We start from the raw sequence: 23860 nt of genomic DNA on the forward strand, positions 1-23860 counted from the left end.
ATGTTGCTAAAATCTGCACCAAAGCGCGGCTCCATGAAACGGCGTACACTATCGGGTAAAGCGCTGCCTCCACCCTTGGAACTGGCGAGGCGGCTTTCGATACTGGAACTTGCCACAGAACTCCCATCAGATGCTCGTTGCACCTCTGACTTCATCTTTCCTTCTTCTTCCTCCCCGGACTTGCGCTGCACCAGTGGACTGATGGAATTTACCTCTGGTTGCATTTGAACTGCTTCTGTGTCTTCCCCTGTTTGACGTTGAATTGGCTGCTGGATAGCTGAGTCTGGCATGGTCATGACTTTCGCCGCCATGCTGTCAGCTTCTTGTTCGTATTTATCCCCAGGTGCGCCAACGGTTAGTTTGGTTTGAACTAATTCCTTGTTTTGCTCTTCCTTTTCTTGCGGTTCGCCTTCACTACTCTTCGACTGAATTGCCTCAAGAGGCTGCATCTGGAGAGATTCTGTTAATTTTTTTTGTTCCTTCACGCCAGGGGTTTCAAGACGCTGAATTCCTTGTGGGTAAGTGCTAGAAGCGGAGGAACTTTGAGGCGCTTCTACTGGAATATTTCGCCCATTAAACGGAGCACGGGCGATTAATGGCTTTTGTGCTGATAAGTCGGTCGATATCGTTGAATTGCTTGATTCCAGAGGGCTTTTTTGTACTGAATCTGCTGAAACTTGCTCGCCAATTACTGCTGGTGGTTCTTCCTGTTGGCGTTGAATCCCACCTGCTAAAGACATCCCATTACCCCGAGAGGGCGCTTCTACTGGAATATTTCGCCCATTAAACGGAGCACGGGCGATTAATGGCTTTTGTGCTGATAAGTCGGTCGATATCGTTGAATTGCTTGATTCCAGAGGGCTTTTTTGTACTGAATCTGCTGAAACTTGCTCGCCAATTACTGCTGGTGGTTCTTCCTGTTGGCGTTGAATCCCACCTGGTAAAGACATTCCATTACCCCGAGAGGGCGCTTCTACTGGAATATTTCGCCCATTAAACGGAGCGCGGGCGATTAATGGCTTTTGTGCTGACAAGTCGGTCGATATCGTTGAATTGCTTAATTCCAGAGGGCTTTTTTGTGCTGAATCTGCTGAAACTTGCTCGCCCATTACTGCTGGTGGTTCTTCCTGTTGGCGTTGAATCCCACCTGGTAAAGACATCCCATTACCCCGAGAGGGCGCTTCTACAGTAATATTTTGCCAATTCAAGCTACGACGAATTGTTTTTGGTTGAATCCCTCCTACTTCCTTCGATATGTTTGAATTGCTGCCCAAAGATTCTGATAGCTCTGAAATAGACGGCTTCTGATGCAATAGGGGCGAACTTGCTTGAGTGACCTGGGGTGGCGTCGCCGAAGTTCTAATTTTGGGTAATACTCGTTCCTTCATGACCTAACTTCTCCCGGCACAGCCAGCAACTATTGCAGATTGTTAATTTCAGATTTTAGATTCGATGCGGGACTTACGCTCACCAACCTGGTTTTTCTTAAGACTTGTCACTTTGGAACCCAATATTTAAGCTGAAACCCTATTTCTAGCTTGCTAGTAAGTCCTGTTGATATTTTTAGGGCTAGGATTAACCGCAAATTAATACGGTAGCACAGCCCGCTAAAATTTTATGCGATGGTCTAATGGCTTCGACGATTGTCTTTTCTAAGCGACTGGTGGGAAGCCCGTTAATCAAAACTGTAAGACTACATCGATTATAATCCCATGGCTATGTGGGGGGAGGGACACAGGATAACCGTATATCCCCATCTACCACTCGGAACCGCTACAACTTCATCAGGATACAGGTATTTCTCGATCGAGTCAATTATATTCACTTTTAGTTAATATACAGCGGTTCTCAAAAAAGTGAGGTATGCCCTATGCCCTATGCCCTATGCCCTATGCCCAGTTCTCATCTTTCGCTCGAAAGGCTATAGTTAACTAATATCAAACGGCTTTGTCCCTAAATCCTGTTAATTGCAGACACAAGGTAGATAAGGGAGATAAGCAACATAAGGATTTTAAGGAATATAAGCATTTTAAAATCCCAAAACAAGCATCAAAATATTTATTTTAAAAGACCGTATCTTCCCCGCCCAATAAGTACAATCATTCAATAATGATTACATAGCTGAGGGAAAGAGCAAGTTGGGCCCGAATCAATCAGCCTATCAAAAGCTTAGTTCTCCTCAATAAAAAAATTGTGTAAATTGGAGAATCAAAAAATGTCTGTATTACATCGCATCAAATCCGGTACATCTGTGTTATTAACCTTGGGAACAGTTGCCGCAACCGCAGCGCCGATGCTAGCTCCCGCGCCTTCTTTTGCTCAGACAGCTTTTTCGGATGTTAATAATAACTACTGGGCAAAAGATTTTATTCAAGATTTGTCAGAAAGAGGAATTATCAAAGGATTTCCCGATGGCAGTTTTCGCCCGGATGCACCGGTAACGCGGGCTGAATTCGCGGCAATGGTGCGTTCTGTGAAAAAGGCAAAAACCCGCGCTGCTGTAAGGTTTGCCGATGTTCCGTCTAATTTTTGGGCAAGCGGGGCGATCGCAGAAGCTTATGAAATGGGATGGATGTCTGGCTATCCCGGCAATGTTTTCAGGCCGGGACAGCAGATTCCTCGCGTTCAAGTTGTAGTCGCTTTAAATAACGGCATGGGCTATGAGCCTACCTGCAATTTTCAAGATGTTCTCAGCTACTATAATGATGCGGGTGAGATTCAAAGTTATGCTGTTAAAAGCGTTGCTGCTGCTACAGAAAAACAGTTGGTGGTCAGCTATCCCAATCCTAAATCTCTCAAACCTAACAAGTCAGCAACGCGAGCTGAAGTAGCTGCTTTTATCTATCAAACATTAGTGAGTACCAATCAAGCAAGAGCAATTAATTCTCCTTACATTGCTAAGATTGATATTAGCGAGTCTGTGGCTGTGAAAATTCCCAGCGGGGCGACTATTCCAATCGAGTATGCAAAAGGCAAGATTTTGCTCGGCCCCAATGACAAGTCTCCGATTACGCTGACTGTAGCTTCGGATATCAAGGGCAGTAATGCCCAAGTGCTGATACCCGAAGGCTCGAAAATTAGTGGCGAATTGCGATCGACTGCTTCGGGCGTTCAGTTTGTGGCTCAAGAATTAAGTATAATCAACGGCAGCAGAGTGCCTCTCAATGCTACTTCGCAACTGATTACTAGGAAAGAAACTGTTACCAAGGGGGTTAATGTTGGTAATCTGGTTAAGAATACGGCCTTGGGTGCAGCAGCAGCGGCGGCGATCGCAGGTGTTACGGGCGATCGGGCGATCGCGACTGAAGAGGTGCTCGGCGGTGCGGGAATCGGGACTTTGATCGGGGTGTTTTTGGGTAGAGATAAAGTCGATTTGTATGCTGTTAATCCCGACACCGATTTAGATTTGCAGTTGGATTCCGAGTTGGTAGTTGGTACTGCCAGCACAGGCATTTGTAGCGCTCGATAGAGCTGATACTGGGAAATTTCTTCAAACCCCTCGCCTTACAGGAGAGGGGCTTTAATGTGTGTATTTTACATCGCTACAGGTGCATCTAATCAAATACAGCTTTTTTTAGGTAAGTGAGGTACATAGCTTTCGATAGAGCACACGGCGCCGTGCCGTTTCCCGTAAGCTCGCGATCGCTTGACGGGTGTGCTTCATCAACGTGGAATCTGCTGTAATTAGCCAGGGATTTTCTTTAAGTGTGAATTTCTACGGGCATCCCAAACTTTCTCGGGTAGAAACTCCCGTCACGGGATTGACACCATCTGCTTTCTCGCACAGGATAGCCACTTGATAAGCGTCGATAATTGCGTCTGTAAAATCAGCGCCGGAAATTGCAGCATCAAAAAACCGAGTTCGAGTCATAATTGCCTCGGTAAAATTAGCATTTGTCAAATTAGCGCCGTCGAATGTAACTCTATCTGCCAAAGCACCGGAGAGGTTGGCACCTGACAAGTTGGCATTCAGCAAAACTCCCTTAGTTAAAATCGCATTAGTTAAATCAGCACCTTGAAAATTTGTTCCCCGCATTTCAGCAGCGACAAATGTTCCCCCCGCTAAATCCGAGTTGGAAAAATCGCGATCGGACAAATTAATATTTGTGTAATTAATACTTGTTTTCGGCAGGGCAAAGGCCGGAGTAGCACTCAGCAGCACCCACCCACAAGCCAACACTAAACTTAAAACCAGGCTCAGGAAAATTCGGCAGACTCTTTTCATGATGATGGGAATGGGGAATTGGGCATAGTTGACTGTTGACTGTTGACAATCTAAAATCTAAAATCGATTGACTGTTGACTGTTGACTGATGACTGTTAACAATCTAAAATCTAAAATCTAAAATCTAAAATCGATTGACTGTTGACTAATGGCTAATGATTAATTAAAATCGCTTTACCCAATCTTCGCCGACGCGAAGTGTCAAGTCAGAATTAATTTCACCAGTAGAAGATGCTTCAATTTTACCGCCGCCTAACGCTTTTCGCAGTAGATTCGCTGCCTCTAAATCGCCTTGCTGAACAATAATTTGACTTTGACGCTCCTTCTGGGGCGAATCCTGCACTACAGATACATTAAAAAAGCCCTGTTTTCTGAGAAATTCAGCAACGGTTTTTGCGGTTGTCGGTTTGCTAGAAGCGTTTTGGACAGCTATTTTGAGGTTTTTGGGCAAAACAGACTCGCTGGGATTGCGAAGTCGTCCTTGTGCCAAATCCGGCACGCCCAGGTTCAAATATTGTGTCATAATGCGATCGACCCCGACCTTATCTAAAATCCAATAACTCCTCAAATCCCCTTGTTCTGAACTCGAACTTCCAGGCAACATTACCATTTTAAAAGTATCTCGCTCCAATTGCAAACCGAAATTTACCAGCGTCAATATTTCCTCATAATTTAGGTTTGTATCCACATATTTTTGCATCAATCGAACAATTTGTGGCAAGCGCACAAATACTGATGGACTTGCGAGCCGGTTCCGAATAGCTTGAATCAAAGATTGCTGCCGCTGAATGCGGCCGATATCTCCTAAACCGTCGTTGCGAAACCGAGCAAATTGTTCTGCTTGTTCTCCATTGAGAGTTTGCCATCCCTGGGCTAAGTTTATTTTTAACTTTTGGGCGGTATCTGTATAAGACATTGCGCGAGGTACAAATACCTCAACTCCGCCCAACAAATCGACTAATTCCCGAAACGCACTGCTGCTGACTCGCACGTATCGTTCAATTCTCGTATTGTTCAGCATACTGCTAACCAATCGCGCCGCCAAAGCTGCTCCTCCCCTAGCATTGGCTTCGCTAATTTTGCGGAAGGGAACTCCGGGAACTTCGACTTGAGTATCTCGCGGAACTGAAAGCAAACTAATAGATTTATCTCTAGGATCGAGGTGCAACAAGAGTATTGTATCGCTGCGACCCTCAAAAATCTTAGGGGAATTGGCTGCTGCTTCCGGCACGCGGTCAATTCCCAGTATCAAGATATTAACTGGCCGCGACAGGCGGTATCCAGAGGGGTTGGATGATGTATAGTTAAAGCCAGTAGCGTCTAGGACTCTAGTGATAACTGGGGGTTCCACGGGAGCTAAGAGGGCGGTAATTGCCCCGATTGCTGCGGAGATGGCGGCTGTGAAAACTAGGAAAAATAGCCCAAATATATACAGGAATAATTTAGGCTTTTTTCGAGATTCTCGATCGACTGGTTTAACAAAGTTGCTTTTAAAGATTGACCAGTTTTTCATTGACTTGGTGTTGATTATTGCATTTTTTCAGCTTTGCAGTAAAACTTGGGCGGTGCTTCTGGAAAGTATTTGAGCAAAGCCGGACACAGCCAGCCTTCGAGATTTTTCGCTTCCCACCGATACCAGTTACCGCCGTATTCTTCTTTCAACCACAGCATTTCTGCTTGATATCCGGGAAATGGATTGGCCGAAAATAAGAGTCGGAAACCTCGATCGGCATTGGGAATGTCTGCGACGAGCACGTTAATCATTTCGGGGACGCCCTGAACAAATGGTTCTCGGACAAGTCCGACTCGCTCGTCGTCAAAAACCCAGGTGTACTGTTCGCGATAGGGGTAAATTACCATCATGGCATTAACCATGCTATTCTCCTCTTTTTATTTCGTTTGTTTTGTCGGCGCCAAGGCAAGTCTTGATAAATTATATTCTGTTGCCCGGGAGTTGTGCACTATCGGATTTGACAACCATGTTTTAACTTAAAAAAACTCGCGGTTATTGACAAACGTTGTTCGGCTTGGGCGGATTGGTGAAGTCTAGGCATATCGGGCTTGAGAGCAGTTTTTTAACTTTTTTTATTTTCGGTAAATGGTAGCCAAATCAAAGACGTTTAAAGGTGATTCATTGCAAGATTTTTTCTTCTAATTGTGCCTAGTTTTATAACCCTTATTACCTTTGTAGTAATGATATCGTTTCCGGTTGCATGGGCACGCTCGAGTCAAGGTCAATTACTCCTTACCAGGAAGAGCCTGGTAACGCATATCCGGAGGAAGAGCCTCCATAGTCTGGGCCGAGGCAGAGCCTCGCTTACATCGGTTCCCAGGAAGAGCCTGGAAGTTAAATTGTGCCGAGTTTTATAACCATTATTACCTTTGTAGTAATGACGAATATTTTTTATTTACCCCACTATGAGGACGAACACCCTAACTAGAAACCTTTAACTGTTTGTAGTTGGGTGTGATGTTTGTTTTCGGGAAAACCCAGCTCAAATTCTCGTCAGCTCAACCAGCGCCTTAGCTAAATATTGATACTGCGGCAAAGTATTGTATATTTGAGCCGAAATCCTCACCAACTGCTTACTAGCATCCGGCCAAGGAATCACTGGAACTTCAATTTGAAAAATCTCCCACAGCGCCTGTTGCAAAGGTGGAATTCCTCCCTTTGCAACTGCATCAGGCTGGGAGTCTGCCAGTGGCACAACTGCCATGGAACCCACCATTTCATCAGGACAAGGCAGTGGCCAACCTAATTTGTCCGCCAATATTTTTCTCCCCGCCAACGCCAGAGCATGATTTTTTGCCCTCAATTCCGGCCAGCCACCACTCAACAAAGAACCCATAAAATCAATAGCTACAGGCACGCACAAATAGGGACTCGGATCGCCTGTTCCCATCCAGTCAAATTCTAATTGAAAGCGCGATTTATCAGCGCGGGGCGAGTTAGCACCGTGACTGATCGTAGTTGGCCGAATGGCATTTTGCTTGTCGCGCCGCACGTACAGAAAGCCCGCACCTTTCGGCGCGCACAGCCATTTATGACAATTTCCCGTATAGTAAGCCGCGCCAATCTCATCTAAATTCAGCGCTACCATTCCCGGCGCGTGAGCTCCGTCTACTAATACATCCACGCCACGGTTAGCTAACTCGCCGACTAACTGTTTGATGGGAAAGATTAAACCTGTTTGGCTCACAACGTGGTCTAATAAGGCTAACTTTGTTTGCGGTGAAACGCACTTAATTATTGCTTCAATAATTTGTTCGGGCGACTCAATTGGAAAGGGTACTTCTGCTACTATTACTTTAGCTCCTGTCCGCTCGGCTACAAAGTTAAGTGTGTTGCGGCAAGCGTTGTATTCCTGATTTGTAGTTAGCAATTCGTCGCCCGGAGCAAAATAGAGCGATCGCAAAACTGCATTTACTCCCGTGGTGGCATTCGGCACAAAAGCCAAGTCATCCTCACTCGCACCGAGAAATGCTGCTAACTGATTTCTCGCATTATCCAACAATGGTTCAAATTCGCGCAGAAAGAAGCGGAGTGGTTCTCTTTCCAGTTGTTCCCGAAAACTGGTTTGCGCTTCCAATACGGGAATCGGACAAGCCCCAAAAGAGCCGTGATTGAGGAAAGTTATATTGCGCTCAAGCAACCAATATTGGTTAATCATTAGTAATTAGTCCGTAGTCATTAGTCATTAGTCATTAGTCATTAGTCATTAGTCATTAGTCATTAGTCATTAGTCATTAGTCATTAGTCAGTCAACAGTCACCCGTCAACAGTCAACTGTCAACTGTTACTCATTTTACCTTTTAATTGCTCAAACTCTTCTAATGTATTGCAATTCGATAACATGACTGCTTCTTGTTCCCCTACAGGTAGAGGGATGGCGGGGATTTGATTTAACCACACTTGAAAGGAACGTCCCCCTTTGTCAATAAAACTTTGCAAACTGGGCAGAGATTGTTGGCGGTAGAAGCCGCACAAAGGCTCCCAGCGCGGATTTTGATAAGGCACAACTGCTAAAGTAGACGGGGGAATGTCTGTTAACTGACTTGCCCACTTCTGAATAATCTCAGCATTCAACAAAGGTAAATCGCAACCTAACAGTAAAATCCACTCGGTGGCTATTTCTTTCAATCCCTGAGTCAATGCAACCAAGGGCCCGCAGCCGGGATTGTACTCTACCAGAAATTTGGATGTTTCGGTTAAGGTCGATCGATAGCGAGCGGGCCAAGCAGTCAGAACATAAACTTCTGGCGTTACAACTGCTGCAACTTCGCACACCCGCTGCAATAGGGATTTGCCCTCTATTTCCAACAGGGCTTTATCCCTACCCATCCGCGAACTTTGACCGCCTGCAAGCACAATTACGGCAATTTTATGATTTGTCATTGGGAAGAAGGAAGAAGGAAGAAGGAAGAGGGAAGAAGGAAGAGGGAAGAAGGAAGAAAATTTTCTCAATATTTGGCGGGGATTTCCCAAAAAACCTGCTCAATGTAGTGTGTCCACTACGCATAAAACAGATCAATTATTCTCAACTCAAAACACTAACGGCTTGGCTAACTTCCTCAAGTTTTTGCACGACTTTACCGCTGCTCAATAAAGCTTCTGCCTCAATTAAACCCGAGTTCATATCCAAACAAACTCCGCTGCGCCACAGATAAAATCCGCCGTTCCAGATAGCTGACTGCATCAATTCCGAGGGTTTTCCCAGCAACACTTCCTGCATTTCTTTTAATAAGTCAGGCGCTGATTCAAAGGGAGGATTTGTGCTGCTAAAGCCGTAATCTCCGTGAGCTAAAAGCACTCGCTCAAACTCTGCATCCGGCTTAGAAATGCCGATAATCGCAGTGCGATCGCGCGGCAAATCGCAGCTTCCCTCCAATCCTTTGACTGTGGTATAATTTTTTATTCCCCGCAACTCAAAGGCTTTTTGAAACATACCTTCTGTCGGTGGGTGGACGTAGCCGGAGATGACGTTAACGTCGCCGGCACAGGGACACCACATCAACTCCATTGTCGAAAAAGGTGGCCGTTTGCCGATTTCGCGGCGGTAGGGTACTAAAGCGGCGGCTTGAGGAAAATGCTTGGGAAGGTACACAAAACCTAAACCCGTATTGTCAAAAACTTGCTGGACTTTTTCTAAACGGAGTTTTCTCCAGTCTACTCCCAAACCGCGCCAAATTTCAATCAGGGGAATGCCTTCCTTGGTTGGCATGGTATCTCCCCCGTGCATGAGGGTTGGGACGCCAGAGGCGGCTAAAATTAGGGCGGTTATTGGGCTAATTGGAGCTGTGCGCGATCGCCCGTCGTAAGCAACGCCAAACACGGCGACGGTAGAGACGGAAAACCCTTTTTCTCGGTTTGGGGGAGCAAGCACAGGCCCCAATTCTTCATAAGCATCGAGCATTCCGGCTAATTCTTCGCCGGTGGGCCGTTTAATGCGGTGGGAAATCATAAAAGCTCCGATTTGAGTCGGTGTTGCTTCTCCCAGTAACATCATCCGCGTGGCTGCTGCTGCTTCGGATCGAGTTAAGTTTTCTCCTGTGTGTATTCCGCTGCCAATTTTTCGCAGCAATTCTCTAAATGCGTCACTCATAACTTGTTAAGTTGGTAGTTGGTAGTTAGTAATTGGTAGTTAGTAATTGGTAAGATTTGAATCGTTTTAAATTTAAAATCCCGAACTCTCAATTATTCAAAATAATCGAATTAACTCCCTGATTTTTCTAGCTGGATTACATCAAAGGGCGGCACACATTCGCGTACCAGGTTCCAGAAATGGGCGATCGGCGGAATTTGCATTCGATCGTGTGTTGTCACCAACACGACTTCGCGAGTCCAAGCCGGATCGATCGCCGATTGGCCGATCGCCGAAACCTTGGAATTTGACCGATCTAGGGCGATCGACCGAATTGCTAAAGTGCGATCGCCCTTCGCCTCCACCAAAGCTGAATGCGGCAGCAAAGCAATCAATTCTCCCTGTCGCACCACACCCCGAAAAGCATCAAGAGTGTTGAGTTCCAAAACAGCATGAAGTTTAGCACCGATGCGTCCAAATTGTTCTTGCACCATCCGCTGCATTCCGTACCCATCCTTAAACACCACTTGCGGGTAACAAATCAATTCCGGCCAAGGTACTCGATCGTACTGGGCCAAGGGATGACCCGCCGCCATCAACACCTCGATCGGCTCATTGTAGAGTACCTCAACCAACATTTCCGGGGCTTGAGTAAAATAGCGGTTGTTCATCACCACTGCTATATCTACCAAACCGTCTTTGAGGACTTTCAGAGCTCGATCGCTCCCGAGGGAAGTCACCCGCAACTGCACGTTAGGATAGTCGCGGCAAAACTTTTGCAGCACAGGCGGCAAATAAGCAGCGCAAACCGAGTGAATCGCAGCCACGCACAGTTCCGGCTGCTTTCCCGCCAACAAGTCTCCCAATTCTTCAGCAGCATTTCGCCAAGTCTGACAGATTTTGCGAGCGTGAGGTAGCAGGCGTTCCCCTCCCACAGTCAGCTTCGCGTGGGCCGTACGGTGAAACAGCGACAAACCCACGGATGCTTCTAATCCCTGCACTTGGCGGCTAATAGTCGATTGCGTAACGCCGCACTTCCGGGCCGCTTGCTGAAAGCTACCGGTTTCAGCAACTGAAAGAAATGCTTGAAGCTGCTCTAAGCGCATGGAGGTTTAATTCGAGATGGTTTCAGAAATTTTACTGGAAGATAATCTGTGACATTAACCGATTTAGTAGCAGAATTTAGTAGACTTTGATACAGGTACAGATTAGTTTTGATTCCGGGGCGAGACGCGGGGATGCTTGGCTCTACGAATCAATTTGCTCGGCTAGGATTGCTGAGGACCAAAGTAGAGGTCGATTCTCCTATGTTGAAGGGATTCCTGCATCTGCAAAGTTATAAAAAAATGGATTTAATCAAGAGAAATTCATCGATTTTTTCCAGCTTGTAGCTAAACGGTTGGAATGAACTGCACAGTCAGAATCGCTTCATCACTTGCGCTAAATTGCTTGGTTTATCCCTATGCTTTGGACCCGAAAACTCGCCTGAAATTTATTACCTCCTTGGGCATTATAGTACCTGACTCTGCCTAAACCTCTCAATCAATGTACGAATATTGCAGGCCGGTTAAAACCTGTAGTGAACTTTCATCCCCGCACTAAAGTCACTCTTGTTTTCTGTTTTTTTGTATAAACTAGGAATTAGCGGGTCAGCAACACAAGTGCAACGCCGGATCGATCGCACAGGAAAGCCGAAATGCGGCCATTTCTTAAGATTATGTCATTTAACCACAATTTTATTCTGCAAGGTGCATGTTGCCAGTGGCAGCCCCAGTTGATGGGACTGCACGCAGTCAGCGATTTGTTAATTGCCTTGGCTTATTATTCAATTCCAGCAATTCTGACATATTACTATGTCCGGAAGCAGGGGGACGTGCCTTTGAGCAAGGGGTTTCTCCTATTGGGAGCCTGGTTTTTCTGCGGCGGGACAACTCAGTTGATGCAAGTTTGGATGCTGGTGCATCCCAGCGAATGGCTGTCAAGTTCGCTCGCGGCCGTGACGGCTGTCATCTCTCTGTGGGCTGTAGCGGAACTGATACCCTGGGTTCCTCAAATGTTGGGTTTGGCTGGGGCGGCTTCTTTACCAGCAAATACGGCGCTCTTAACCCAAAAGGTCGATCGACCGCAAACCGACTCTACCATTAAAAATTCCGGATCGTCCCCCACAACCGAAATCCAGCAAATTAACCAGCAATTGCTCTCGGAAATAATGCAGCGCCAGCGAGTCGAGGAAATCCTGCTGGACACTGTAGAGAAGCTGCAAGAAAGCCAAGAACGCTTCCGCGTTTTTCAGGAATTATCTCTAGACGGATTTAACGTGTTGCGCAGCATTCGCGACGAATCCAAAATTGTGGATTTTGAATGGGAATACATCAATCCAGCAGCGGCAAAAATTCAGCTAAGCACCCCTGAAGCATTGGTCGGCAAGCGATTGCTGGAAGTGCGACCAGGTCATAAAGATAACAGTTTGTTCGATCGTTTCGTGCAAGTTGTAGAAACAGGAATTCCCCTCGATACCGAGATTTATTACAACAGCGAAGGCATTGTCGGCTGGTTTCGGATTATGACTGTTAAATTGGGCGACGGCATTGCTATTTCTTTTAGCGATATTACAGGGCGCAAGCAAGTAGAAGCATCCCTGCGCAACGCGCTGCAAAAACTAACTTCTCATTTTGAAAATACGCCCCTAGCGGTGATAGAGTGGGATGAAAACTTTCGTCTCAGCGGGTGGTCGCCGGCGGCCCAGAAGATTTTTGGGTGGAAGGCAACAGAAGTTTTAGGCAAGCATTTTAGCGAAGAGAAATTTATTTCTAAGGGCGATTTGTCAGAGGTAGAAGCGGCAATTTATAGTTTAAAAAACCCAGACCATCGCTGCAATGTAGTTCGCAACAGCAATTATAATAAGTGGGGTTCGTTGGTGCACTGCGAGTGGTACAACTCGGCTGTTTACAGCGATTCGGGACAGTTGATATCGGTGCTGTCTCTGGTTTTGGACGTGACGGAACGCTTTAAATTTCTGGAAGTGCTGCGACAGTCTGAAGAGCGGTTTCGGATTGCAGCAGAAAGTGCCAGCGATTTGATTTACGAATGGGATATCGAGACTGGCATCGTGCTGTGGTTCGGTCACGTAGACGAACATTTGGAGTACGAAAAAGGCGGATTTCCGAGGACAAGAGAAGCTTGGCACAGTATCTTGCACCCGCTCGACCGCGATCGAGTCGAGGCCTCGGTCGATCGGTATTTGAGTGCGCCACGCATTTCTGCGGCCCCATTTTTTCAGGAATACCGCGTTCAGTGCCAGTGGGGCGGCTGGCTCCACTGGATCGATCGGGGCAAAGCAGTGCTTGACAAACAAGGCAATCCCTGCAGATGGATCGGCGTAATTAGCGACATCAGCGATCGCAAAGAGGCCGAAGAACAGCGGAATCTAGCCTTGGCGCGGGAACAGACCGCCCGTCGCCAAGCCGAAGCCAGCGAACAGCTTTACCGCGTCCTCGCTGAAGCCATCCCGCAAATAGTTTGGACTGCTTCAGCAGACGGCTGGTTCGACTACTACAACCAGCGCTGGTTTGAATATACAGGCTTGACGCTGGAGGAAACTCAAGGCTGGGGGTGGCAGCTAGCCCTGCATCCAGATGACGTGGAAAATTGCGTAGAAAGCTGGAAGACCTCGGTACAGACGGGGGGGACTTACGAGGTGGAATACCGCTTTAAACGGGCATCGGACGGGGCTTACCGCTGGCATCTGGGCAGGGCATTGCCCGTGCGGGACGCGGAGGGGAAAATTCTCAAATGGTTCGGGACTTGTACGGATATTGACGATCGCCAGCGTTCGGCCCAAACAGCCTATTTTCGCGCTCAAGCTTTGGCTTTGCTGTCGTCGGCTTCCCTGGATTACGAGGAGGCGCTGCAAGGTTTGGCAGATTTAACAGTACCGGCCCTGGGGGATTGGTGCTGCGTGCATTTGGTCGAACCCGACGGCTCGATCCGCTTGCAAGCAGTTGCTAACTCAGATCCGCGCAAAGTCGCTATGCTGTGGCAAATCGACCGGCGCTTGCCGCTAGACCCCCAGGGACGGCACGGAGTAGCAAAGGTGCTGCGGACTGGAGAGTCGAAGCTCTACGCAGAAATACCGGAATGGGTGATCGAGGCGGTTGTCCCCGACAGGGAACTGCAGTTGGTGCTGCGATCCCAGGTGCTGTCGGCAATCTGCGTGCCGCTGATAGCTCGCGGGCGGACCCTGGGAGCGATTTCGCTGCTGTGCGGGGAGTCCGGCCGCCGCTGCGGGGAGGGCGATTTGGTTTTGCTGCAGGATTTGGCGCGGGATGCGGCGGTGGCTATCGACAATGCGCGGCTTTACCGGGAAGCAGCGGAGGCCAACCGGATTAAAGACGAGTTTTTGGGAACGCTTTCTCACGAGTTGCGGACGCCTCTGAACGCGATTTTGGGCTGGGCCCAGATGCTGCGGCAGCGCCAGATGAGTCCGGAAAAAACGGCTGTGGGTTTGGAGACTATTGAGCGAAACGCGCGGTTGCAGACTCAGATGATTGAGGATTTGCTCGACGTTTCCCGGATTGTGAGCGGCAAAGTGTGTTTGAAGCTGTTGTCGGTGGATTTGGTGCGGATTGTAGAAACGGCCGTGAAAGCGCTGAGCCCTGATGCTGAAGCTCGGGGAATTCAATTGGTGAGTTTTTGTGACCAAGGGGTGAGCTTGGTGAGGGGCGATGCTACTCGTTTGCAGCAGGTGGTGTCTAATTTGCTCTCGAATGCTATTAAGTTTACGCCGCCGTCGGGTCGCGTGGAAATAAGGCTTTCGGAGGATGGGGGACCGGGAGCAGCGGGTGGCGCCATATTGTCTGGGCCGTCTCCGGTTCACTCTGTGAAGATCGTTGTCAGCGATACGGGAATTGGCATTAGCAAGGAGTTTTTGCCCTTTGTGTTCGATCGCTTCCGCCAAGCTGACAGCACTTCTACGCGCAATTACGGCGGGCTGGGACTGGGATTGGCGATCGTCCGCCATCTCGTGGAACTCCACGGCGGCAGTGTTTGGGCCGAAAGTCCCGGGGAAGGACTCGGCTCGACTTTCGGAGTGCGGCTGCCAATAACAACAGTCAACAGCTAACTGTTAACTGTTGTTATTGGTTACTGGTTATTCGTTATTTTATTGATACCAGGACTCTGCTCTTGAGCGTAAGATTCATTGGTAAAATAGTAATGGCTGTGCGGTTCGTTTTTAGGACTTACTCCATTCACCACTAAGCCCAGAACGTGCTGGCTTGATTTCTTCAAAAGCTCCTTGGCAAAAGCCACAGTACCCGAATTAAGCACTCCAGGTCGCACAACCAATAAAATCCCATCTGCTTTATTCCCCAGAATCAGAGCATCAGCAGCAACATTCAGAGAAGGAGCATCGATAATCACTGCATCGTAAGTAGCCGAAAATTGCTTAATCAATAAAGTGATCCGCTGTGAATCCAACAGAGCCATTGGATTAGGCGGAATCACCCCGCAAGTGAGCACATCTAAATTATCCATAACTTGGGCGATCGCATCCCCAAACCCAGCTTGTCCGACTATCACATTGCTCAAGCCTACTTGATTGGGAAGTTCCCAAATTTGATGTTGAACAGGACAGTGCATATCCGCATCTACCAGCAAAACCTTCCGTCCTAATTGAGCTATAGCTACAGCCAAATTAGCGGATACAGTAGACTTGCCTTCTTGCGGTAGCGAACTACTGACAACAATCACTTTCAGCTCTTTATCAGAACTCAGGAACCTGAGATTTGCCTGAAGCATTCGGTAAGCAGCACTGCTCGAAGTATGAGGAGTATCTCTAACAACAATCTGTCGGGGAGATACCCCTAAATCCTGCGCAGCAGACTTAAGTTGCCAGGAATTGCGCCGAGGATTTTTTTCAAACTTTCTCTGGAAAGGAATCACCCCCAACAAAGTAAACCCAAATAATTCCCTCGCCTCTTCAATAGTTTTGACAGACTTATCTTGAGATTCTAAAAGCAGCGCCGCAGCTAGAGCAAGCAGAGTTCCCAACAAGCTGCCCGATACCAGCAATAAAGACTTGCGAGAACGCACTGGTTCCTCCGGAACACTCGGCTTTTGGATAATCCGAGCATTCCCCACTTGCTGATTTTCAGTAATCCGAATTTGCTGGAGTTTTTTCTGCAATTCTTCATAATCAGCTTCCGCTTCTTGGAGTTTTCTTTCTAGTTCCCGCTTTTCCTTCTCTAACTTCGGCAAAAGTTTTACCCGCTGCTTGTAGCCAGATAGAGCATTTGATAGAATAGTAACTCGCTCAGCCAAACCCTGGCGTTCTACATCTACCTTGATAAATTCTTCGATCAGTTTTGGTTTCACCTCTCCTATCTGTAAACTTTGATTGAGCAACGGCTGTTGCCCGCCTAAAACTTGTTGTATTTGTTGGTCGAGTAAATTTTTTATGGTAGCTTTTTTAATTTCTAACCTAGTTATCATAGGCGACTTATCCCGGAAGCGATTTTGCTCAATAGCTAACTCACGCTCTATTTGTTTGTACTCTTTCAGAGCTTCCTGCACAGTGCTAGATTGGCTGAGAGTGCTGGCGGTCAATGCTTGCTGGGGATTCATTTGTAATTCGTCTTCAAATGCTTTGGACTTAGCACTGGCATTGAGCAAATCCGACTTAGCTTGGTCGATTTGACTTTCTAGTTGCGCCATAACTGCTACTGCTGATTTAGCTTCTTCTTCAAGATTTACAACTTTATTATCTTCTTTAAATTTACTCAATTCTGCCGCTGCTTTCCGCATAGCTTGGTTCGAGTTAGGCAGTTTCCTTTCAATAAACTGTCGAACAGACACAGCTTCTAAGCGATTCACTTTTTGATTGTTATCTATATAAAAGTTCATCATGGTTTTTACGACATCGGCTGCTATCTTTGGGTTTTGGTCTTTGTATGAAACCGTTAGGATATCAGCGCCCTTAACAGTAGCTACGGTCAGCTTTTTAAAAAAATCTTTGGTTTTCAGGGGATGATTTTTTTCGTCTTTTAACTGAAACCTATTTATAGTTTTTTCGACATTTTCGACAGAACGAATCAGTTCTATTTCGGTAGTCAGAGGGTTGCTTTGCTCCGCCGCCGGAGTCAACACTCCGATTTCTTTGCCCAATTCTGTTAAAGCAGATCCAGGAGTTGTTTTCTTAAATAACAGCTTTCCTTCTGCTTCATAAACTGCTTTTTGCCTCAGGGTGCCATAGGTGGTGAGTGCCACAACCGAGGCAAATACAGCTAAGGCTGGCAGCCACCTGCGCTTCAAAATCTGCCAGTATTCCTGAAATCCAATACCACTTTCAGTTGATTCCATCTGTTACTCCCGAAAAATAATTTTTGGTAAACTTTAACACCCTAGGGCGTGTTTTTAAACTATAACCACAACCGAATGCAGGCGATCGTAATCATGGCTGTATAATTTGCACGCAATTTCTCAGATCGGGTAGCAATAGGTCTCCAGTTCTTGAGTCGGTTGATAGCACATTTAACTATATTATTGCCTTGACGGTAGATTTCAGGGCTAAAAAGACCGCGACGTAGTTCATTTGAAAGTCGTGGGATGGTAAAACGGATACCTCGCCGTAGATGACTACGGATGCGACGACGTGCGTGAGGCTTTGTCTCCTACCACTCTTTCAGGGGGTAGACGCGGCTATCTGCACCAGAATGCGCTTACTGCTCAAGTGTTCCATCAATTGTTCTAAAAAAATTGACTCGTTAGGTTGACCTTGACTCAGAAGAAAAGTTATGCGTTTACCTTTACCCTCACAACAAATGTGTATTTTGCTACTAAAACCACCACGAGAACGACCTAGTTTCTCCTGTGATTTGCCGCCTTGTTTCCACCCTCGGGGTGTTGGTGTGCAAGAATCACGGTTCCATCGACCTAATCAACCGGACAGTCTAGGTTTCGGAGTTAGTCTGCATCGGCTTGTAGGCCTTCTAGGACTTGTTTGCAAATATCGGCTTTTTGCCACCGATAAAACCGTGTTGCCAGGCTTTCCCACTTGCTCGTTCACCGCAGGTCTTGCTATAACGCCCCGGTTCTGAGTATCCTGTGGATGCCCTTCACAACCTGTCGGTGGTCATGACGCAGACTTACTGGTTTTGGGTTGGAGCGGTGGAATTAGCTGTTTTAACGAATCCCACTGTTGCGTACTTAAGTCTCCTCGATTCCTCAAGACTCCATGCCGGAGCTCGCCTATTTTCTAGGATACAACGAGGCAAGAAAACACGCCTTAGGATTTTAAACAAATTATTGACGAGAGCCCTTAGATGATTTAAGTCAAGCAATGTCAGGGTTTTTCCACATATGTTGTTTGCCACCCCCTTAACAAAACATATTTTGCTTAAGAAATATTAAGTAATAATTAAAAATTTATAACGTTATGAGAGAGCGAAGAAGTAGAGTCTGGTAAACTCAGCAATAAGCTGCGATCTAAAAATTTAATCAACCACATATAAATCTCAAAAAGGAAATTAAGAGATGGGACATTTTCTTAACAATTTATCCTTAAAGAGAATATCACTTGAGTGATGCCCGATAAAAAGGCTGATTAATTACAGCGCGCAGGGTGGTATAAAAAACCACCTCAGCATTAGGTATTCGCTCTAGTTACGGTAAAGTTGTTGTCTAAGAGGGTGTGATGAATAAGAACATAAAAAAACTCAGTAAAGTGTTGGTCGGATTAAGAACCCGTCATTTTTTGATAATCGATACAATTTGTTTTGCGATCGCACCGTTATTGGCCCTGGACATTCGTTTAGATGGCATATTGAATCTGGGTCCCTACTTACAAAGTCTGGCTGTAATTACAGTATTATTTGTAGCAGTCAAACTTATAGTATTTTATGCCGGCGGCTTATACAAGCGTTACTGGCAGTATGCCGGCCTGGAAGAAATGGAACAAATAGCGATGCTGATAGGTATATCCCTAGTAGTAGAAACTATCTGGTTCCAAAAACTCTACCACCTAAATAATTCGCCGATCGCAAATCTGCCACGATCGCTGCCGCTACTACAGGCTATGATCAGCTTTTTGTTAGTTGCAGCGATTCGTTTCAGCATTCCCGCCCTCGAAAGATGGAACCCAAGACCCGGGAAATTTCAGCAGGGCGATCGCATCCTGATAGTCGGTGCGGGCAGTGCAGGCACATCTCTGGTGCTGTCGATGCAGAGGAGCCCGGAGGTAGGACTCCATCCCATCGCATTCATTGACGACGACCCCAAAAAATTCAGGAAGCAGATTCGCGGACTGACTGTAGTCGGCAATCGTGATAGCATTCCCGAAGTAGTTCGATCGCTAAATATAGCCAAAGTCATAATTGCCATCCCCTCAGCTCTGGGAAAAGAGATTAGGGAAATCCTAGAAATTTGCCAGTCAATTGGAATTCCAACCAGCATCCTCCCGCGCCTCAACGAAATCATGAATGGTCGTGTAAGTTTAGGTAGCCTCAGAGAAGTAAAGATTGAGGACTTGCTCCGCCGCGAACCCATTCAAACCGATGTTGAGAAAGTCTTGGGATTGATTGGAGGCAAGAAAGTTCTAATTACTGGTGCGGGTGGCTCCATCGGCAGCGAACTTTGCCGGCAAATATTAAAGTGCGCTCCCGCAGAAATTATCATCGTCGGACACGGAGAAAATTCTGTATTCAATATTCAACAAGAACTCGGAAAAATCCTGTTAGAAATCAAACAAAACAGCAAAACCCAAACAGATATTACTCGCGTGACAGGCTTGATAGCCGATATTCGCTTTCGCGATCGCTTAGAGTACGTTTTTCGGACAATGAGACCAGAGATCATTTTCCATGCGGCGGCTCACAAACACGTACCCATGATGGAATTAAACCCGCCTGAAGCGATTACTAACAATGTGCGGGGGACGAAAAATCTGCTAGATATGGCATTGAAATACCAGGTGGAACAATTTGTGATGATTTCCACCGACAAAGCAGTGAATCCAACTAGCATTATGGGAGCTAGCAAAAGAGTTGCCGAAATGCTGGTGCTGCAAGCAGCCAAAAAAAGCAAAAACCCCTTTGTAGTGGTTCGTTTCGGTAATGTTCTTGGCAGCCGGGGTAGCGTCGTACCTACTTTCAAGCGACAAATTGCTGAGGGCGGGCCGATCACAATTACCCATCCAGATATCACTCGCTATTTCATGACAATTCCCGAAGCAGTTCAACTGGTTTTGCAGGCAGCAGTCATCGGCAGTGGCGGGGAAGTATTCATGCTTGAGATGGGGGAACCAGTCAGAATTTGTGATTTAGCAAAGGATTTGATTCGGCTCTCAGGATATGAACTGGGCAAAGACATAGAAATCGAGTTCACAGGGCTGCGGCCGGGAGAAAAATTGTTTGAAGAGCTGTTTATTCCGGGCGAGAAATACAACCGCACTCAACACGAAAAAATTCTCAGTCTCGGCAATGCCAGCCGCCTAGTGAAAGAAAATATTGACGACGAAGTAGAAGCCCTTTGTCAAGCAGGCGATGTTAATGATGCCAATTTAATTGTCTCCATGCTACAGCAGTTAATACCTGAATACATACCAGGATATTCAACAGCTAATTTGCACGCAAATACAGCCAAAGAAACAACGGATACGCCAAAAATTAACAGTTCAGAATCTGTGCAGTTACATAATGATTTGGGGGTGGCTCTTGCCAATGACGAGTTTCGGATGTACTATCAGCCGATCGTCTGTCTGGAAACCGCTCAAATTAGTGGTTTTGAAGCGCTGTTGCGGTGGCAGCACCCGAATCGAGGTTTGCTTTTGCCAGACGAATTCCTACCAGCTGCAGAAGAAACGGGCTTGATTGTTCCTATTGGCGAGTGGGTGCTGCGACAAGCTTGCAGCCAGATGCGGATTTGGCAGTCGCAATTTGCTCTTGAATCTCCTTTAACAGTCAGCGTGAATCTGACTAGAAAACAGTTTTTCCACGCTGACTTAATCGAGACGATTCCCAAAATATTGAAGGAAACAAATCTCGATACTTCGAGTTTGAGGTTAGAAATTCCTGAATATGTTGTGACGGAAAATTCCGAGTTGGCGGGGTCGGTTTTTCTCAAAATTAAAACCTTAGGGTTGCAAGTACAAATAGACCACTGCGGTGTTAGTGATGTATCATTAACTCACCTTTACCAATTGACGCGGCTTAAGTATGGGAGATTCGACAGTTTGAAGCTAGATAGTTCTCTAGTCAGCGGGCTGGATGCTAGCAACCAGAACTTAGAAAATATTCGGAAAATTAGGGCGATCAGTGAGGAGTTAGGTATGGGTATGATTGCAACAGGAGTGGAAACGAGCTGGCAAATAGCTGAGCTCAAAGCTTTGAAATGCCTCTACGGACAGGGAGACTTTTTCTCTAAGCCTGTAGAAGGCTCTCAGGTAGAAAAATTGATGGGGGATCTGGCTGTTAATAGTTAAGGGGGTATTAGTTAAGATTTTTTGAGGGAAAATACACGAGTTTGAATAGACAAATTAGCAAGCAGGTAATTAGCTACTAATGAAACAGTTGAAACCGCTAACACTACGCCGGAATTTTTCCTGGACTTTCACGGGTAACCTCATTTATGCGGCTTCCCAGTGGGGGATGTTGGTGGCGCTTGCTAAATTGGGCAGTCCTGAAATGGTGGGTCAATTTACCTTGGGTCTGGCGGTCACAGCGCCTGTTATCATGTTTACTAATTTGCAACTGCGAGGTATCCAAGCGACGGATGCCAAAGGGGACTATGTTTTCAGTGATTATCTGGGCCTGAGGTTAATTGGAACTGGGTTAGCACTCTTGATAATTGCGGGAATTACGCTCAAAGCAGGATATCGGTGGGAGACTTCGTTGGTGATTTTGGCGATCGCCCTGGCAAAGGCATTTGAGTCGATCAGCGACGTGTTTTACGGACTGATTCAACAACACGAACGGATGGATCGGATTGCGATCGCCCTGATGATTAAAGGCCCGTTATCGCTGTTACTTTTAGGTATCGGAGTTTCTTTGACGGGGAGTGTTGTAGGGGGAGCGATCGGATTAGCAATTGCCTGGGGTTTAGTTCTCTTCGGCTGGGAGATTGGCAATGGTAGATTAATTTTAAAGAATTCCTCGCATGGGAGAGAGGGAGAAGATTTATTAGTGGCCAATGCTGAACTTGCAAACAGCCAAAATCCCTTGTACCCGCGCTGGGAGAGAAAAACTTTGGGAAAGTTAGTTTGGCTGGCTTTACCTCTGGGTTTTGTGATGATGTTGATTTCGCTGAATACTAACATTCCTCGATACTTTATCGAGCGGTATTTGGGCGAACGGGAACTGGGGATTTTCGCTGCAATGTCTTACCTGATGGTGGTTGGGCAGATGGTAGTGAGTGCGCTGGCGGAGTCTGCAAGTCCGCGGCTGGCAAAATATTATGCGGCGGGAAATAGCACTGCTTTTCGCACGCTAATTCTGAAGCTGGTGGGGGTTGGCTTGATGTTAGGTGCGGGAGGCGTTTTTGTCGCTGTTGTTGCCGGCCGGCCAATCCTAACTTTACTCTATAAGCCGGAGTATGCCGAGCGATCGGATTTGTTCGCGTGGCTGATGGTGGCTGCGGGTATGGGTTACGTTTCTTCCTTTTTGGGTTACGGGATGACGGCGGCTAGATACTTTCGGGTGCAAATGCCTTTGTTTGTTTTGGTAACGGGGAGTTGTGCGATCGCTTGTTTCTGGTTAATTCCGACACAGGGAGTCCTAGGGGCGGCGATCGCGCTGATCGTTGGGGCGATCGTTCAAGTAGTTTTTAGTTTTGCAGTCATTGCTTATGCAATATACAAGATCCAAAAACATGAGAAAACAAAATCACCACCATATGTTAGTTGATAAGCCTTCTATCCGAATCCTCCATGCTGTTGGCGGCATGAACCGGGCAGGCACTGAAACGTGGCTCATGCACATCTTGCGAAATATCGATCGCGATCGCTTTCAGATGGATTTTCTGGTTCATACAGATCAGCCCTGCGCTTACGATGAAGAGATTCGTACCTTGGGAAGCAAGATAATTCCCTGTCTCGATCGCTCAAAACCCTGGTTGTACAGTCGTAACTTAAAACGTGTTTTGCGCGAGTATGGTCCCTATGACATAATTCACAGCCACGTCCATCACTTTAGTGGCTATATTCTATGGTTAGCAAAACAGGTGGGAGTACCGATCCGCATCGCTCATAGTCATAATGATACTTCTGAGGTAGATGCCCACGCAAGTTTTTTAAGACGGCTCTATACGACCTTAATGAAAGGTTTTATTCAGGGTTCTGCTACAACAGGTTTAGCTGCAAGTCGTGTCGCCGCTGTGGCTCTATTTGGGGATGATTGGGAGAATAACCCCCGTTGGCAAGTGCTCTATTGTGGTATTGATTTAACACCGTTTAAAACACCTGTGGATGGACTTGTCTTGCGTCGGGAATTAGGCATTCCAGAAGATGCTTTTATAATTGGTCATGTTGGTCGTTTTGAAGATCAAAAAAATCATTTATTTATTTTAGAAATCGCTGCTATTGTTGCTAAAAAATACCCTGGAATGCGTCTATTATTGATAGGAGATGGCATTTTACGCTCCATGATTGAGGAAAAAGTAAAACAGATGGGATTGACACCTTATGTTATTTTTGCAGGATTGCGATCTGATGTCCCTCAATTAATGCAAAGTATGATGGATGTTTTTCTTTTGCCATCCATACACGAAGGATTACCAGTGGTAGGTATTGAAGCACAAGCTGCGGGACTTCCTTTGGTTTTATCAGATGTTATTACTGATGAATTAGATCGCAGTTTGCTAATAAAACGGCTTTCATTATCACGCTCTGCATTACAATGGTCTGATTTGATTTTAAATACCTGGGAAAGTCAACTTGACATTTCTAAACCAGAAATGTTGAAGATAATGGAGTATAGTCCATTTAACATTCAAAATAGTCTGACAAACTTGGTTAACTTATATCAAAAGCTATACATATCTACTCAGGGAATTAACTAAGGTA

General features: G+C 46.4%; 13 protein-coding genes and 1 pseudogene. 5 read left to right on the forward strand and 9 right to left on the reverse strand.

All coding sequences use genetic code 11. The annotated features are described in order from the left end of the window. Window positions 1–1388, reverse strand: a pseudogene (locus tag QUB56_RS24880) (hypothetical protein); the annotation flags it as partial. Between the two features lie 827 nt (window positions 1389–2215). Here QUB56_RS24880 and QUB56_RS24885 point away from each other — a divergent pair. Next, entirely contained in the window at window positions 2216–3469 is a 1254-nt protein-coding gene (locus tag QUB56_RS24885; RefSeq protein ID WP_332958852.1) for an S-layer homology domain-containing protein, read from the forward strand. A gap of 246 nt (window positions 3470–3715) precedes the next feature. Here QUB56_RS24885 and QUB56_RS24890 read toward each other — a convergent pair whose 3' ends face one another. The 7 genes from QUB56_RS24890 to QUB56_RS24920 all read right to left on the reverse strand — a co-directional run bounded on the left by QUB56_RS24890 (window position 3716) and on the right by QUB56_RS24920 (window position 10913). After that, window positions 3716–4225, reverse strand: coding sequence for a pentapeptide repeat-containing protein (locus QUB56_RS24890; RefSeq protein ID WP_332958854.1), 510 nt, complete (start codon window positions 4223–4225; stop codon window positions 3716–3718). 163 nt (window positions 4226–4388) lie between these two features. Continuing rightward, the gene (locus QUB56_RS24895; RefSeq protein WP_332958856.1) at window positions 4389–5738 is read right to left on the reverse strand and encodes an LCP family protein; all 1350 of its coding nucleotides are present in this window, start codon (window positions 5736–5738) and stop codon (window positions 4389–4391) included. Between the two features lie 14 nt (window positions 5739–5752). Further along, window positions 5753–6100 carry a DUF6717 family protein gene (locus QUB56_RS24900; protein ID WP_332958857.1) on the reverse strand — a complete coding sequence of 116 codons (348 nt, stop codon included), beginning with the start codon at window positions 6098–6100 and terminating at the stop codon, window positions 5753–5755. A gap of 620 nt (window positions 6101–6720) precedes the next feature. Next, window positions 6721–7896 carry an aminotransferase class V-fold PLP-dependent enzyme gene (locus tag QUB56_RS24905; RefSeq protein ID WP_332958858.1) on the reverse strand — a complete coding sequence of 392 codons (1176 nt, stop codon included), beginning with the start codon at window positions 7894–7896 and terminating at the stop codon, window positions 6721–6723. Between the two features lie 119 nt (window positions 7897–8015). Next, the gene (locus QUB56_RS24910; protein ID WP_332958860.1) at window positions 8016–8621 is read right to left on the reverse strand and encodes a molybdenum cofactor guanylyltransferase; all 606 of its coding nucleotides are present in this window, start codon (window positions 8619–8621) and stop codon (window positions 8016–8018) included. A gap of 142 nt (window positions 8622–8763) precedes the next feature. After that, window positions 8764–9828, reverse strand: a complete 1065-nt coding sequence (locus QUB56_RS24915; RefSeq protein WP_332958861.1) for an anthranilate phosphoribosyltransferase family protein — start codon at window positions 9826–9828, stop codon at window positions 8764–8766. A 110-nt stretch (window positions 9829–9938) separates the two neighbouring features. Next, window positions 9939–10913, reverse strand: a complete 975-nt coding sequence (locus QUB56_RS24920; protein ID WP_332958862.1) for a LysR family transcriptional regulator — start codon at window positions 10911–10913, stop codon at window positions 9939–9941. A 611-nt stretch (window positions 10914–11524) separates the two neighbouring features. On the opposite strand from QUB56_RS24920, the gene QUB56_RS24925 reads away from it, so the two are divergent. Beyond that, window positions 11525–14929 (forward strand): PAS domain S-box protein, encoded by a 3405-nt coding sequence (locus QUB56_RS24925; RefSeq protein WP_332958863.1) that lies wholly within the window; start codon window positions 11525–11527, stop codon window positions 14927–14929. Window positions 14930–14949: 20 nt separating this feature from the next. Here the strand turns inward: QUB56_RS24925 and QUB56_RS24930 are convergent, their stop codons facing one another. After that, entirely contained in the window at window positions 14950–17166 is a 2217-nt protein-coding gene (locus QUB56_RS24930; RefSeq protein ID WP_332958864.1) for a polysaccharide biosynthesis tyrosine autokinase, read from the reverse strand. A 1333-nt stretch (window positions 17167–18499) separates the two neighbouring features. Between QUB56_RS24930 and QUB56_RS24935 the strand changes: the two genes are divergently transcribed. From QUB56_RS24935 to QUB56_RS24945, 3 genes are all read left to right on the forward strand, one after another. Further along, window positions 18500–21283 carry a polysaccharide biosynthesis protein gene (locus QUB56_RS24935; protein WP_332958865.1) on the forward strand — a complete coding sequence of 928 codons (2784 nt, stop codon included), beginning with the start codon at window positions 18500–18502 and terminating at the stop codon, window positions 21281–21283. A gap of 79 nt (window positions 21284–21362) precedes the next feature. Then, window positions 21363–22703 carry an oligosaccharide flippase family protein gene (locus QUB56_RS24940; protein WP_332958867.1) on the forward strand — a complete coding sequence of 447 codons (1341 nt, stop codon included), beginning with the start codon at window positions 21363–21365 and terminating at the stop codon, window positions 22701–22703. Further along, the gene (locus tag QUB56_RS24945; protein ID WP_332958869.1) at window positions 22669–23856 is read left to right on the forward strand and encodes a glycosyltransferase family 1 protein; all 1188 of its coding nucleotides are present in this window, start codon (window positions 22669–22671) and stop codon (window positions 23854–23856) included. The genes QUB56_RS24940 and QUB56_RS24945 overlap by 35 nt, the downstream gene beginning before the upstream one ends. Window positions 23857–23860 lie beyond the last annotated feature (4 nt).

Origin of the sequence: Microcoleus sp. AR_TQ3_B6 (assembly GCF_036702785.1) — a bacterium.
Taxonomy (GTDB): domain Bacteria; phylum Cyanobacteriota; class Cyanobacteriia; order Cyanobacteriales; family Microcoleaceae; genus Microcoleus.